The sequence below is a fragment of the Paraburkholderia kururiensis JCM 10599 = LMG 19447 genome (assembly GCF_003986935.1).
Classification (GTDB): domain Bacteria; phylum Pseudomonadota; class Gammaproteobacteria; order Burkholderiales; family Burkholderiaceae; genus Paraburkholderia; species Paraburkholderia kururiensis.
This window is the reverse complement of record NZ_RJZE01000052.1, coordinates 1-13,705: the sequence shown is the minus strand read 5'-3', so window position 1 is coordinate 13,705 and position 13,705 is coordinate 1. Positions and strand designations below refer to the sequence as shown.

Genomic DNA, 13,705 nt, shown 5'->3' with positions numbered 1-13,705 from the left:
CTGCGGGCACGTCTGTCCAGCTGGTTCCAGTGGACTGTCACAGGGTCGACGGGCATTGCCCAATAATCAGCAGGACTCCTGCACATACCGCATTGGCACATGCCTGCATCGGCAACTTGACAATGCCGGCGGGAGCAGTGTGCCTGCGCGTTGAGCGATCCGCGCGGTCGCGGCACCTGTGCCCGTGGAGATCCGACCCGCCTTGGTCCGGAATCTCCGAGCCTCAGTTCCACCGCATCCGGTGGCTTTGGGTCGTTTCGTCATGGCGGCGCTCGTCCTCTTCGTGAGCGTACTGACTCGTCGTGTTGATCGAATCGTGGCCGAGGTTATCGCGTACCGTGCGCAGATCCATCTTGCTGTCCAGCATGTGCGATGCAGCCGTGTGCCGGAGCCAGTGCGCGGAGGCACCGCGAATGTGCGCTGCGTGCTCGACGTAGTCGCCGCCTTTCGCCCCAGCCCAGTCCGCCGCATTCTCGAAGATCGCCTTGATCGCGTTGTGCACGGTTTTGCGGTTAACACCGTCTCCCGAAACGTTGCCCCCCCGCCGGCGATAAGGGAGGAGCAGAGGCGTTAAGTCGCCACGTGTCGGGAGCGGCGCGAGCCCGTGCGCCTCGCGGTAACGCATCAACTCGCCCAGCAGCTCATCAGACACCGGGATGCGCCGGTACTTCAGGCCCTTGCCGACGACCTCCAGCCACCAGCGCGTGGTCCCGCCCGAGCTCATCTCACGGACGAAGTTGCCCATCGTTCCAGCAGCGACCTCAGAAATCCGCAGGCCCAACAGATAGAAGAGGGTGGTGAGCCAACGCGCGCGGGCCTTCTCGCGCCGCTGTTGCGGCTCCTGCTTCGGCATGGCGGCAACGTAGTCCTTGACGTGCTGCCACATGACCGCCGGCAGAAAACGCGTGACATGCTGAGGCGGCCGGCGCCGCCGTTGCCGCAGGAGGCCCAGCGGGTTGCCACGCAGGTAACCAGCCTCGACGAGCCACCCGAACATGCTGTCGAGAATCACGACGGCCTGCTTGACGCTGGCCGGATCGAGGCGGCTCGCGAACGGCCTCCAGCGCGGATCGGCCGTTGAATAGCGGGCGCCTCCATTCCTTTTCCGCTTTGCTTTCTCTTTGGGGTCGTTCTCCGAGTCGGGTTCATTCACCGCCGTGATCCACGTCGAGGCCGGCTGGGGATCGGCGAGGAACTGCCTGTACCTCGTGAGGTCCTCATGCGTCAGTGACGAGACAGGTTTGAGTTCGGCGATGACGGCCCAGATCGGGTTGCTTCGCTCGGGGTTCGCCAGGAACGCCCGGAAGAGCCGCAGATCGTCCTGCGTGATCGAGCCGGGCTCCTGGAGCGCCTCCGCGAGCGCCCATAGGAGCAGTCGCTCGGCTTCCTTGCGGTAGTTCGCGTGCGTCGTCGCGCGATCGACATAGTTTCCGAGCCACAACGCGATGGCGTCCAGATCGGTCTCGGCACGAATCTGCCGTCGAGCGGCATCGCCGAGATTGGAGCCGAAGCCGCCGGTCTGGCTCGCGCGCAACTGCAATGCCGACGCGTATCGGGTCGATGAAGCGAGTTCCGTTGTCATCGGTCGTCCTGATGAGTTCTCCGTCCATTCTGGTGCCGACCCGGCAGGCAACGCCTTGCATCGAGTTGTTCGTTTGTCGGGCGGCGGAGACATCTGTGGTTGCCACCGCCGCCCCGGTGACGGGGCAAGGCCGTCGCATACCGCATTGGCCTTCCAGCCCCTGGCGGGAACAAATTTATGCAAACGGACGAGACGCGTTGCGCAACGCCCTGCTATCCAAGCAATTTCGCATTATAAGCATAATGTGAATTAACGTGCAAGAACAGTATGATTTATGGCGTATTACGTAGTAATATCGTACATCGAACATCCCTCAGAAACCGCCCATGACTGACGTCCCTTCGCCCGAGCCGGCGGCCAGCGCGGCCGCCGATGCGACCCGCGACCCCACCCTGGCCGCCGCGGTCGAGCGCCTGAAGGCGGCGCAGCCGAAGACGCGCGAGCTCTATCGCGAGGTCTGCGCGCTGATGTTCGATCGCTTCGGCATCCGGCCGACGCCGAACGGCGCTTACCAGCTCGTGAAGCGCGGCAGCATGACGACGGTCACCGAAGTCGTGAACGCGTTTTGGGACGAGCTGCGTGAAAAGAATCGGGCCCGCATCGCCCGGCCCGACCTGCCGCCCGAGCTTCAGGAAGCCGCCGGCGAACTGATGGCTGTCCTATGGGGCAAGTCGAACGCGGCCGCGCAGGCCGCGCTCGAGGTGCTGCGGGGCGAGCTCGAGGCCGAGCGCGAAGCCGGCCGCGAGGAAATCGCGCTCGCGCGGGCGGCCACGGCGCGGGTCGAGGCCACGCTGGCGGAGCGCGAGGCTGCCCTGCTCGCGGCGCAGGCGCGCATTCAGGAATTCGCGCAGGCGCTCGCGGGCAGCGAGGCGACGCGGCGCGCGCTCGAGGGTGAGGTCGCGCGTCTTCAGGCTGAAAATGGCCAGCGCGACGCAGCCCTGGTCCAAGCGCGGGCGGCTTTTGCGCAGGAACTGGAGAAGCTTCGCGAAGCGGCGCAGCGCTCGGAGGCGCGCTTGCAGGCGGCCGAGAAGCGCGCCCTGCTGGAGATCGAGCGCGAACGTGCGGCGGCCGCGCGCATGCAAAAGGAACTCGACGCCGCGGCACGCCGGGCCGAGCAGCGCGAGGCGCAGCATCGGGCCGAGGCCGAGGACTGGCGCACCCAACTCGTCGACGCGCGGCAGCAGTTCGGGCTCGTCCAGGGACGGCTCGATGCCGCCGAGGCAGCCCGGGCCGTCGACGCGAACGAGATCGACAGCTTGCGTCAGCGGCTCGCCGCAGTGTCGGCGTCAAGCACGCCGGGACCGGCTCGCGCGCGTCGCGCGCGCAAAGGTCCCGCCCTGAAGATGCTGATGGCGCCGATCGGCGCGCCGCGTCGTGCGAAGCCTCTGAAGCCCTGAAACCGTGCGAATATGACAGCCAAGCAAGGAGAATGAATGAAGATCACGCTCGATACCATCCTGCGCATCAGCGGCAGCGCCGCCGACGATCGGCGCGTCGCCGAGGAATTTGCTCGCGAGGCGCTGACCGAAGCAGAGGCGCGCTTCGGTCAGCTCTACGATCTCCGCGTGGGCAAGGTCATTCTCGATGCGGCGGGACTGCGCACTGCGTGGGACGCGTGCGTTGGTATCCGTCACTTGCATGCGCTGCTTCAAGAAGCGGTCGAATTTCACCGTCGTAGCGAGCTGCAAAAGATCTTCGTTGCGGCCCACGAAAAAGTGAAAGAGATGCAGCAAACTGGCGACGCGATCTACTTGCGGTTGAGCCAGCTATGTCCCGATCGGGTGTGACCGGTTTTGAACGAGTGAACGATCACCTTTAAGATGAAGATCAAGACCCGCATGCTCAATGAAGAGCGCCGTCCCTGTATTTACTGCGGCAAGGTCCGGACTTTCTCGAACGAGCATGTCTTCCCGGCTGGCCTTGGGGGGGATGACCATCGCTTTCTGCTACGCGACTTGGTATGCGCAGTCTGCAACACGGAGACATTCTCACCGCTCGAGTTGCGATTTTCACGATCGTCACCGGCCGCTCTTGGCCGGATTTTTCTTCAGCCAACGGGAAGGGGTCGCGGGAAAAAAGCTAGCATTCCCACGATAGATACGCGCGAAACGACTGTCCTGACAGAGAACTTCGGAGCGGTCGAGGCGGAGGTCACCGCTACTGGGACTCCCACAATACTCATGCAGTTTGTCTTTGACGGCGCAGAAGGAGTTGGAGTCACTGGGGATGCCAGCATCGACACTGCAGATTTTCTTGCGCACATCGAATCGGTGCTGACCGCAGACCGTCCGCTCATCGTGCAAAAGCTTACAAGCGAGGGGCGGAAGCAGTATCTCGTAAGCGAGCTTCGTTGGAACGGGGAGCGGCTCGTCCACGCGTCGCAGGAGGTGATGGAGAAGCCCCCGAAACTTTGCGTGTGGCGCGAGCTCCTCGAACGTGGGCCGAATGGCGAACCGAATCGGCGGCCCACGCTCTTCCGACGGCGTGCTGGTCAACTCGTTCTTCGAGCGCCCGCCGATGCCGACGTACTGGCCATGCTTACGCGCGCTCGCAAAGCGGTGCCGATAGTTCGCGGTCGGCCAGTCACAATGACGCCGATCGAAAACCCGGTGGTGGCTCTCTCGATGTCTTTGCACCCGAACGATTATGCGAGAGTTCTAGCGAAGATTGGCGTCAACCTCGTCGCTCATTCCTTTGGCGAGGACTACGTCCGGCACCATGCATTTAAGGCCGTAAAGCGTGCGATCTTGACAGGGGACCGCCCTCCTCAGCTCATCGACAATTCCACGCCGACGGACCCCTTCCACGGTGTGCCGGCGGACCGACACGTGGCAATGGTGCATTTCCAAAAGGGTCGAGCCGGCCGCTTTCACGTAGCCCTATCGATTCGACTGTATGGCGGACGAACGACGTGGCTGCTACTTGCGGATCGGGCAATTCGCCCTCCCGCGCTAGAAGCGATACTCGTAGTCGATTACACCACGCACCATATCGAGGAGTTTAACAATACGACGCAGTTCGTCATGGCTTACCCGCCTTCGCCGCCAATCGAATACACGAGACAGGTCACCGCAGATCGGTATCCACGCCTGCCACCGGTTAGCGGGTAGAAGGAAGCCAACGAAGGGGCGAGTCCAGGACGTTCTCCGGTGATTGGCTCGGGGCGTTCCAGACCAGGTAGGCGTCGCGTCGAATGCAAACGTATCCCTTGCCTGTTGCGATTTTTACTTCCGCAATGCCGCTATTTTCGCTTCATCGCACGGCGCTGAAGATCAGTAGGCGCACGCGTTCGACGAACGCATCCTCGTCGGCGTCGGTGCAGCGGGTTTCAGGTTCCAGGGGGGCCTCCGGGCGGCGATAAAGTACCCTACCCCCGATTTTAGCCCACCAAACGCAAGCGTGATAATAACAATTATCACGCTTGAAACGGGGCAGGGCGACCGGAAGACCGGCGTGTCCTCGCGCCTTCTGGCGCCCCCGCCTGCCGCAGCACCCGGCCGCGAGGTCATCGCAGACGGGCATGGCCGCGCCGGTTGCGGCAGACCGGTCCAGCGCGGAAATATTCTCTTCGGTGCGGAGAGAATCATGGCGGTCACCCGGGCAGGCTTCCGCGCGCGCCGGCTTTCCGGTAACGTGGCCTCGCCGCTTGCCACAACACTGGCCACCGCCTTTCCGACTTCCGACGCCGTCGACCATTTTCATGACCGATCATCCACTGACCGCCAGCGCCTGGGGCGACGACTACCGGGACTGGCTTGCCGAACTGAAACAGCGGGTCGAACGCTCGCGCCAGCGGGCGGCCGCGAGCGCCAACCGCGAACTGGTTTCCCTCTACTGGCAGATTGGCCGCGATATCCTTGAGCGGCAGCAGCGGCGGGGGTGGGGCGCGAAGGTGGTCGACCAGCTTGCGCGTGACCTCAAGGCGGCGTTTCCCGACATGCGCGGATTTTCGCCGCGCAACCTCAAGTACATGCGCGCCCTCGCGCAGGCATGGCCCGCGCCCGGATTTGTGCAGCAGCCTGCTGCACAATTGCCGTGGTTTCACCTGTGCACGCTGCTCGACCGTGTAAAGGGCGCAGTTGAGCGCGACTGGTACGCTGCAAAGGCCATGGAGCACGGCTGGTCGCGCAACGTGCTGACCATGCAGATCGAGACGGCTGCCCACCTGCGCGCGGGCAGCGCCATCACGAACTTCAGCGAGCGGCTGCCGCCGCCACAGTCGGATCTCGCACGTGAAGTGCTGAAAGATCCGTACATATTTGACTTCCTTGGCCTGACGGAGGACGCGCAGGAGCGCGACATCGAGCAGGCGCTCACACGCCACATTACGCGGTTTCTGCTGGAACTGGGCGCCGGCTTCGCCTTCGTCGGGCGGCAGTACCGGCTCGAAGTGGCAGGCGACGAATTCCTCATCGACCTCCTTTTCTACCACCTGAAGCTGCGCTGCTACGTGGTGGTCGAACTGAAGACGACGCCGTTCAGGCCCGAGTACGCCGGCCAGCTGAATTTTTACCTGTCGGCCGTCGACGCGCAGATAAAGGCGCCGGAGGATCAGCCGACCATCGGTCTACTGCTGTGCCGCGAAAAGAACCGGCTGGTAGCCGAGTATGCCCTGCGAGGGATGGCCAACCCGATGGGCGTGGCTCAGTATCAGCTCATGCGTGAAGTGCCGGCTTCGCTGGAAGCCCGGTTACCCTCGGCCGACCAGATCGAGACTGAGCTTCGCATGGATCTCCGGGATGGATGATGGGATGTGCAACGGCACTGTCAAGTTAGCAAGCGTAGGCTACGTGTCTGGCATAAGAGTAGTTATCCTTACCAGATAACTTGATCATTTGCGGCTGGGACAGTCAAGACATACCATGTGGAGAGGCGCTCCTTCAGTATGGAGCGATGACATTCCGCGTTCATCCGATGTCTGGGTAACACGAAGTGCTGCCGGATCGGGCCGAAGCATGAGAGAAACGCGTGCGTGCGTGCGACGCGCGTCGCGAAAGCCGCACATCTGGCGCTCGCGCCTGCGGGTTGGCTGATGGCTATTCTCCGCGCGGTTGTTTACTCGTGCGGCTGCTTTGACGAAAACGTGCTTGACCTGCGCGAGTTCAGGGATGTCAGCCTTCGCTGCCGGATAACTGCGCAGTTGATCAGTCACGATCTTCCGCGGCACCGGGTTCGATCGCAGCACACGTCGAAAAAAGCGCTTGGCCGCGGCCTTGTCGCGCCGCTTCTGTACCAGCACGTCGAGTTCTGCGCCATGCTCGTCGACGGCACGCCACAACAGATACGGCTCGCCGCGCAGCGTCACGAACATCTCGTCAATGTGCCACGTGTGGCCTGGCTTGCGCCGCACCGCCTTGGCGCATCTGGCGAATCCAGCACCGAATTTGTCACACCAACAACGGATCGTTTCGTACGTGACCACGACGCCTCGCTCGAGCAACAATTCTTCGATGTCGCGCAAGCTCAGGCCGTAGACCGCAATAAATGTGTCACCACGCGCGCGTGACAACGGCGCGGTAAAGCGCGGCCGTGGTGACACTTTTATATCCCTTCGAATCGTAATAAAAGTGTCAACTCGCGTATGTCCGTATTAAATTCGCCACTTCACCTCCTAGACTTCGAATTCCATCCGTAAGGCGTTGATCTTATGGAAAATTCCGTCCGTGTCGCTGGGCCGCTGCCGCCTGTTCGTCCCCGAAACGCACACCGCTTCGAGGTCTTCAGCCCAAAGCTTGGCCGGCGTCTCACGTTTTTCCGGCGTCCCGCGCTGGACCTGTGGGTCCTCCTCGAGACGGACCCTTGCGTGAAGAGATTCTGCGAGCGCCCGGGCTATATCCACGTGGCCGGAGTCGCACGGCTCGCCGATTTCTGGATCGAATTTGTTGACCATGAAGAATTAGTTATCCTGAGTGAAATGCTGGAGGAACCACATATTCTGGACCGGGAAGCGACGCTTGAATTCACCGCGGTACCTGTGCGCCATGTCACGGCAGGAGAGATTGCCGCCGCGCGCGCATGGATCGACAACTGGCGGCGCATGCTGCCCTGCATGGTGGCCAGCCGGGGTCTTGTGTCGCCAGGTCTCCTGTCGGCGATCGAGCGCTTCGTGCGGAAGCCGCAGAAACTGCTCGCGGTCGAACGGGAGTTCTCCGCGGGAGACCCGACGCTCGTACGCGCGGCGCTATATGGCCTGGTGTATGGGGGCCGTGTGGTGTCTCCTGACCTGCGGACCGCTTCCCTGTCACTGCTCACGTCCTTTGTGACCGCCGGGACTTCGCCATGAATCGCCGGAAGCCGGAGCTGCAGACCCTCGATATCTCTGCGTGGCCAACGGTGGCGTACACCGGTTTCGACGAAGCGACGCGTCACGCCTTTGAGCTCCGGATGCAGGCCGTCGTTCGCTATGCAGAGGGCGAGTCGCTCAGGCGGATCGAGCAGTCGACCGGGATTAACCGGCGTCAACTCTATCGCTGGCTTGAACGCGCAGCGATGCCGCACCCGGATGGCCGACCGTTCGGGTTCCGGGGTCTGCTGCGATACGCGAGGATTGCGGAATACGACCGGATAAGCGAGGTGCGCGTGCGCGGCGAGCGCGGTAGCTGCGGCACGGCGGGCGCGCTGTCGCAACTGTTCGCGCGCTACCCTGCGCTCGGCGGATGGCTGCTCCTCCAGATCAGGCAGCGCAGGATCGTGCTGGAACAGGTCCACACGGACGGGACGCTGCGAACGAGGCTGCGTGGCCTGCAGGCCGTACACGGCGAGTTTCTGCGGCAATGTCGCAGCTCGGGCGTGGCGGCGTCCGACTATCCCTTCAACACCTCCGGACATGCCATCCGGTCGTTATCGCGGCGTCTCAAGGCAGAACTGCTGCGTAGCTTTGGTACGGCCGCGCGCGCGGCGGGTGCGTCGCACCTGAAAGGCCTGCCCCGTACGGAACCTGATGCCTCGCCTGCCGCTTCACGCCCGTACCAGGTGGTCGAGTTCGACGGCCACCGGCTCGACATCCGCCTCAAGATCGTTGTCCGTGATCCGCTCGGGTTCGAGCATGAGTTCGAGATGGAGCGTGTCTGGCTTCTGGTGATCATCGACGTCTGCACCCGCTGCGTGCTCGGCTTTCACATCGTTCTTGACAGCGAATACAGCCGCTACGACGTGATCAGGACCATCGAAAAATCGCTTGAACCGCACCGGCCCGTCACGTTCACCATCCCGGGGCTGGGCTACGGAGCGCAGGATGGGTTCCCATCACAGCATTTGCCGGAACTCACCTATGTGACATGGGAGTGGATGAAGCTCGATAACGCGAAGGCGAACCTGGCGGGGGAAACACTGACCGCGCTATGCGAGTTCATCGGCTGCTGCGTCGACGCCGGACCTCGCCACAGTCCGGACGAGCGGCCGTACATCGAGCGTTTTTTCGGGACGATTGCGAGCCGCCTGTCCTCACGCCTGCCCGGCTATACGGGGGCGAGCCCGCGTGACCTGCGGCGGGCGCTGGCCGATTCGAAGGGCGACCTTCGCCTGTTCGTCTCGCTTGACGAGCTTGAAGAACTGGTCGAATACGCGATCGCCGGTTATAACGGCACACCGCACAGCGGCCTGAACAACGTGACGCCGCTGGAGGCGATGGAGTATTTCGTGCGCGGGCGGCAAACCGTCGTGACGTGGCTTGCCGAACATCAGCGCCGCACGCTGTGCCTGATGCAGTCGGCACGGCGGTGCCCGGTGCGTGCCTATCTCGACCAGGGCGTGCGTCCGCACGTCAATCTTCACGGCGTGCGCTACACCAGCGCGACGCTCGCGGCCAGTACCCACCTGATCGGCCGCAGACTGCTGATATACATGAACGCTGACGATCTGCGCTGCGTGCGCGCTTTCCTGCCGGATGGTTCCGAGCTGGGCGTTCTCGAGGCGCAGGGAGCATGGCGCGTCGTTCCACATAATCTCAAGCTGCGCCAGGAAATCCGCAGGCAGCGTGGAAAACGCCGCGGTAACGTGTCCGATGCCGTGAACCCGGTCGAAGCCTATGTCCGGGAAAAACTCGTCCAGGCGAAGAAGACACGCAAGGCGGCCACACAGCTTGCCCAGGCCGTCAGGCTGCTTGCGTCTGCTCCCACTGTCCGCACTCCAGCCGGGCCACCGCGCGCGGTCGAGCCAGCAACGGCGTCTGCCGTGACGGACACGGTCGCTGTCGAAGCCGTATCCGGCCCGCGCACGCCCGTTGCACCGAGAAAACTATCCATCGGCACAGGCCAGGTGTTCTGAGCCGGCCGCATGCATGGGAGGCAGCATGTCGATCCACATACCCCGTCCGGTCGACCCGGCGCTACATCCGCTGGCGACGGGCAACTACCGTATCGCGACACCGGCCATCGAGGCCTTCTATGAACTTGTGGTGCGATGCCTGCGCTACCGGATCATGGGCGCACTGATCTTCGGGCCCTCGCGCATCGGCAAGACGCGCGCGATCGAATACGTCCGGCTCCTGCTCGCGCGCAACTTCCCGAAGATGACGAGCTATCACGCGCAGTGCGAACACAAGCCGCGGCATGCCGAAGGACCGTTCTTCGCCAACCTGCTCGAGGCGGTAGGTGACGCCGACCCGAACGCCGGCTCCAATCCCTCGAAGCGCATGCGGCTGGCGCTGAGGATCAGGGAAGCGGCGGCCCGCGCCGGCAGCGGCACGGTGATGCTGTTCTGCGACGAGGCCCAGCGCTACAACGAGAACGAATACGAATGGCTTCGCGACGTTCACGACGCGCTTGACCGGCAGCAGATCAAGCTGTTCACGTTTCTTGTCGGCCAGCAGGAGTTGCTGTCGCAGAAGACCGGCCTGCAGGTTGCCGGAAAGACCCAGATCGTCGCGCGCCTCATGGTGGAGGAACTGTCGTTCTACGGCATCCGCAATGCGGAGGACGTCGCAACGTGTCTGGATGGTTACGACCGGACGGCGTGGCCGGAAGGCAGCGCATGGAGCTTCACCCGTTTCTATGTACCGCAGGCGTTTGACGCGGGGTACCGGCTCGTCAGCGACGCGGACCTGCTGTGGCAGGCGTTCGAGGCGGCACACCACAAGGCGAATCTGCCGGGGCAGCTTGAAATCCCGATGGAGTCGTTCGCGCGGGTGGTCGAGATCGTCCTGAAGGAAAGCGAACTGAGGGATGCGCCGGGCTATTCGCCCGACCAGGCCCTGTGGGCCTACGCTGTGCATCACTGCGGCTATGTCCAGTCACGGCATGCAACCGGGCGCGTGCTCGTTGCCGCCGCGTAGTGACGCCCTGGCGCCGCCGCGGTTCCCGATCCTGACGCTGGACGAGCGCAGTCTCACGCCGTCGATGGGTTATGTCTTCAGACGGAACTGGCTGCTGCCCTGCGAGTCGCTGGTGTCGATCCTGTGGAAGTTCGAGCGGGCCAATGCGGTGCCGGGCCATGTCGTTGCGCTCTTCCTGGGCCCGGACGTTGACCCTTACGAAGGCGTGATCCCGCAACGCGGCAACGTGGACGTCCGGCGGCTCGGCCGAACCCTTGCCGTGTCGGCGAGCACGTTGCGCGGCTCGCTGCTGGAACCCTCCGGACTTGCCCGCCACAGCAACCTTCTGCGCCACTGCCGAAGCTGTATAGCGCTGGGCTACCACAGCGTCCTGCATCAGATGACCGGACTCAGCCGGTGTCCGGCCCATCGCCGTCCACTCGAAACCGCGTGCCGGCGTTGCGGATATGAGGCGCCGTATGTCGCCAACGTGCGGCTTCTGGAGTCGCCCTACCGCTGCGCACGGTGCGGCGCCAGCTATGGGGGCCACGGGTGGTCGCCGACGAACCCCCGCGCGCTGAAAGCCGCGTACCGCCGCGCGATAACGCGCATCTACTTCGAGCGCTGCATCGGTCCGGCGACGTTGCGCTAGCAGATCATCGGTGAGCCTTCGCGGGATACCGGGGCAGGAGCCACGCGTAAGCCTGGTGGATTTCCTGCCACCGGTATCGCATTAAAAATTGCCGCCGCACATAGGGTGCGGAAAGCGATGCCAAATGCGTGTCTATCCTGAGTCGCCTCTTAAATGCGCCGCCAGGCTCGTGTGCCGTTGGAAAGCGCTGTTCCTGACAATCTTTGACACTGTTCTGCCCCTCGTCATGTTAGCGTGGCAAATGGTAAGGATCTGGAAGAAAAATGTCAGGTTGAACCGCAAACACTCAGCGAACGATACGAGCCACGGGGAAAGACATTGCACCAAGCAGCTCGCAGCGTGGTGACCCAGTGGAGTTGATTCCGGTCGGTTACACGCGCCTCATTGTGAAGTCATCGGGGCCTCCACCGAAATGCTGCCGGCGGGGACGCTGGCCAGGGCGTGCAAGTGCGATGCCTTGTCAGACCTGCGGTAGTCGCCTCATGCTGCTCTTATACGAACAAGCAGGCCGCTACCTGATATATGGGGAAATTTAGTTGGAAATGAGACGATTTTCGAATCCGCTCTGTGCCGCAATGTCGTTGCTTCTATTTGTATCGATCTCGGGGTGTCAGGTTGCGGCCATACCCGTGGCGACAGCGATGAACTTGGCGAACGTTGCAGATGAACACACCGCAGGTAATGGAGCCAGGATACTTTGGGACCAGCAACGCGAATATGTTCGCCAGCTCCGGGCTCACGGGGATCCTATGGGCGACTATCTCTATGCGCTTGGTAATGCCCAGGGGTGGATTGGTGACACGAGCGACCCTCTCCAGATACGTAGCCTGTTTGAGAAGGCTGCCGATGAAGGATCTAACGATGCCAAGATTGTCTTGGGAATTTTCTACTTTAACGGTGTAGTTCCAAGTTCATTTGTTGGAGTGAACTCGATCCGGCTTCCGGACAACCTCGTCGATCATCAGCGTGGCCTTCAGCTTATACGTGAAGGCATGCGAGTTCGCTGTACATATGCAGAGCCGGTAGTCTCTGCATATGCCAATCGTGCTTATCTGCGTTACGTCTCTGCTGCGTCAAGGATTTGGCCGAACTATAGAGACGGTCAATATCGCCGAAATGCAAGTGGAAGCTACGTAACGATACTTGAAAAAGATCGCCGCTTAGAAAAAGAGTGGCACGACCTTGACACGAAGTGTCATATCTCTGGTGCGACAACTGAATAGCGTTCCAAAGTGAAGCCACAAAAAAGGACAAAGTAAATGGCAATAACTACAAGTGCACTTCCTGATCAGGCGACTGGGATGCGCCTTGCGATGGCGGCATATCCCAACCCTGTGCAACCACTTCCTGTCAACGAGCAAGTGTCATCGGGCTGGCAGGATGTCACAGCTGTGGTAAGCGGTTTGTCGAACGGTTATGGTGATCAGCGAAATTCGTCGGGAACTTTGGAGAACCGTTTTGTTGTCGCGGTCAACACAGATACAAAACAGGTTGTCATTTCATTCAAAGGTTCTGATGCACTGTCAAACTGGACGTCTGACCTTGCGAATGCCGGCGCCAGCGAATATCTCAAGATCGCCGGTCAGGCGCAGGCTGTTTATGACCAACTGACGAGCGATCCTACTCTGTCGGGTTACACATTTAGCACGGCCGGTCATAGTCTTGGTGGTGCAATGGCGCAAATGTTTGCGCTTAAGAACAATCTTGATACACAGGTCTACAATAGCCTGCCCATTGCATCTGCAATTGTTGCAAGCGGCTACTTTGGTAGCACGGACATCGGTTCGGTTATCGCTGCCTGGCAAGCCAATGGTCACGTCGTATCAGATGTCCGCACGGCAAACGACATTGCAACGTTCTTCTATCAGGCGCCAGGGTGGGGGCCATACCTCTCGCAGACGACGGGGCAGGCCATTACATACCTGCCGGGCGCACACCTTCCCGACGCGCTTAAAACGGTCGCCCTTACCGGCCTGTTGCCATTGTCTTTGCCCGCGTTCGGTCTGGACCACACCATGGGCTCGCTCTTCGGGGCCTCGGTCGGACTGAGTATCGATAAGTCCACGGGAAAATTCATTATCCCCGCTGGTCAGGGAGCAATCGTCAAGAGTGGTGTACGCGGGTCAGGCGGCATGATCAGGCGGCCAGCGCTTGAGGAGCCGGTGTGCTTTCAATCACCGGAGTGCCGTCCTTGAAGGGAATGCCCTTCAGGAGCGGCTCG

The 13,705-nt window shown here is 62.0% G+C and carries 10 protein-coding genes and 2 pseudogenes; 10 read left to right on the top strand and 2 right to left on the bottom strand.

Translation table 11 applies throughout. The features are described from left to right. Positions 1-223: 223 nt before the first annotated feature. Positions 224-1,582 carry a tyrosine-type recombinase/integrase gene (locus PKKP23_RS32490; protein ID WP_161978200.1) on the bottom strand — a complete coding sequence of 453 codons (1,359 nt, stop codon included), beginning with the start codon at positions 1,580-1,582 and terminating at the stop codon, positions 224-226. A 326-nt stretch (positions 1,583-1,908) separates the two neighbouring features. On the opposite strand from PKKP23_RS32490, the gene PKKP23_RS32485 reads away from it, so the two are divergent. The 4 genes from PKKP23_RS32485 to PKKP23_RS32470 all read left to right on the top strand — a co-directional run bounded on the left by PKKP23_RS32485 (position 1,909) and on the right by PKKP23_RS32470 (position 6,329). Further along, positions 1,909-2,979: a DNA-binding protein gene (locus PKKP23_RS32485; RefSeq protein ID WP_126879952.1), complete on the top strand. Its 1,071-nt coding sequence runs from the start codon at positions 1,909-1,911 to the stop codon at positions 2,977-2,979. A gap of 36 nt (positions 2,980-3,015) precedes the next feature. Continuing rightward, the gene (locus tag PKKP23_RS32480; RefSeq protein WP_126879951.1) at positions 3,016-3,369 is read left to right on the top strand and encodes a hypothetical protein; all 354 of its coding nucleotides are present in this window, start codon (positions 3,016-3,018) and stop codon (positions 3,367-3,369) included. Positions 3,370-3,402: 33 nt separating this feature from the next. Beyond that, the gene (locus tag PKKP23_RS32475; RefSeq protein WP_126879950.1) at positions 3,403-4,692 is read left to right on the top strand and encodes a hypothetical protein; all 1,290 of its coding nucleotides are present in this window, start codon (positions 3,403-3,405) and stop codon (positions 4,690-4,692) included. Positions 4,693-5,282: 590 nt separating this feature from the next. Then, the gene (locus PKKP23_RS32470) at positions 5,283-6,329 is read left to right on the top strand and encodes a PDDEXK nuclease domain-containing protein (RefSeq protein WP_126879949.1); all 1,047 of its coding nucleotides are present in this window, start codon (positions 5,283-5,285) and stop codon (positions 6,327-6,329) included. Positions 6,330-6,397: 68 nt separating this feature from the next. Here PKKP23_RS32470 and PKKP23_RS32465 read toward each other — a convergent pair. Beyond that, positions 6,398-7,055 (bottom strand): annotated as a pseudogene (locus PKKP23_RS32465) (IS6 family transposase); the annotation flags it as partial. A gap of 174 nt (positions 7,056-7,229) precedes the next feature. On the opposite strand from PKKP23_RS32465, the gene PKKP23_RS32460 reads away from it, so the two are divergent. The 6 genes and pseudogenes from PKKP23_RS32460 to PKKP23_RS35115 all read left to right on the top strand — a co-directional run. Next, complete coding sequence (locus PKKP23_RS32460; protein WP_126879948.1) at positions 7,230-7,865, top strand: hypothetical protein; 636 nt, start codon at positions 7,230-7,232, stop codon at positions 7,863-7,865. Beyond that, positions 7,862-9,847: an integrase gene (locus PKKP23_RS32455; protein WP_126879947.1), complete on the top strand. Its 1,986-nt coding sequence runs from the start codon at positions 7,862-7,864 to the stop codon at positions 9,845-9,847. Before PKKP23_RS32460 ends, PKKP23_RS32455 begins: the two co-directional genes overlap by 4 nt. A 25-nt stretch (positions 9,848-9,872) precedes the next feature. Beyond that, the gene (locus tag PKKP23_RS32450; protein ID WP_126879946.1) at positions 9,873-10,853 is read left to right on the top strand and encodes an AAA family ATPase; all 981 of its coding nucleotides are present in this window, start codon (positions 9,873-9,875) and stop codon (positions 10,851-10,853) included. Further along, positions 10,819-11,484, top strand: a complete 666-nt coding sequence (locus PKKP23_RS32445) for a hypothetical protein (protein WP_176049204.1) — start codon at positions 10,819-10,821, stop codon at positions 11,482-11,484. Before PKKP23_RS32450 ends, PKKP23_RS32445 begins: the two co-directional genes overlap by 35 nt. A gap of 641 nt (positions 11,485-12,125) precedes the next feature. Beyond that, on the top strand, positions 12,126-12,707 hold the full coding sequence (locus PKKP23_RS32440) for an SEL1-like repeat protein (protein ID WP_126879945.1): 582 nt from the start codon (positions 12,126-12,128) through the stop codon (positions 12,705-12,707). Positions 12,708-12,743: 36 nt separating this feature from the next. Beyond that, positions 12,744-13,328 (top strand): annotated as a pseudogene (locus PKKP23_RS35115) (Tle-like phospholipase domain-containing protein); the annotation flags it as partial. Positions 13,329-13,705: the final 377 nt, after the last annotated feature.

What these genes read in the sequence shown, in the direction of transcription:
- PKKP23_RS32490 (WP_161978200.1), bottom strand. Translation starts at nt 1,582, where the DNA reads ATGACAACGGAACTCGCTTCATCGACCCGATACGCGTCGGCATTGCAG.
- PKKP23_RS32485 (WP_126879952.1), top strand. Translation starts at nt 1,909, where the DNA reads ATGACTGACGTCCCTTCGCCCGAGCCGGCGGCCAGCGCGGCCGCCGAT.
- PKKP23_RS32480 (WP_126879951.1), top strand. Translation starts at nt 3,016, where the DNA reads ATGAAGATCACGCTCGATACCATCCTGCGCATCAGCGGCAGCGCCGCC.
- PKKP23_RS32475 (WP_126879950.1), top strand. Translation starts at nt 3,403, where the DNA reads ATGAAGATCAAGACCCGCATGCTCAATGAAGAGCGCCGTCCCTGTATT.
- PKKP23_RS32470 (WP_126879949.1), top strand. Translation starts at nt 5,283, where the DNA reads ATGACCGATCATCCACTGACCGCCAGCGCCTGGGGCGACGACTACCGG.
- PKKP23_RS32460 (WP_126879948.1), top strand. Translation starts at nt 7,230, where the DNA reads ATGGAAAATTCCGTCCGTGTCGCTGGGCCGCTGCCGCCTGTTCGTCCC.
- PKKP23_RS32455 (WP_126879947.1), top strand. Translation starts at nt 7,862, where the DNA reads ATGAATCGCCGGAAGCCGGAGCTGCAGACCCTCGATATCTCTGCGTGG.
- PKKP23_RS32450 (WP_126879946.1), top strand. Translation starts at nt 9,873, where the DNA reads ATGTCGATCCACATACCCCGTCCGGTCGACCCGGCGCTACATCCGCTG.
- PKKP23_RS32445 (WP_176049204.1), top strand. Translation starts at nt 10,819, where the DNA reads ATGCAACCGGGCGCGTGCTCGTTGCCGCCGCGTAGTGACGCCCTGGCG.
- PKKP23_RS32440 (WP_126879945.1), top strand. Translation starts at nt 12,126, where the DNA reads ATGAACTTGGCGAACGTTGCAGATGAACACACCGCAGGTAATGGAGCC.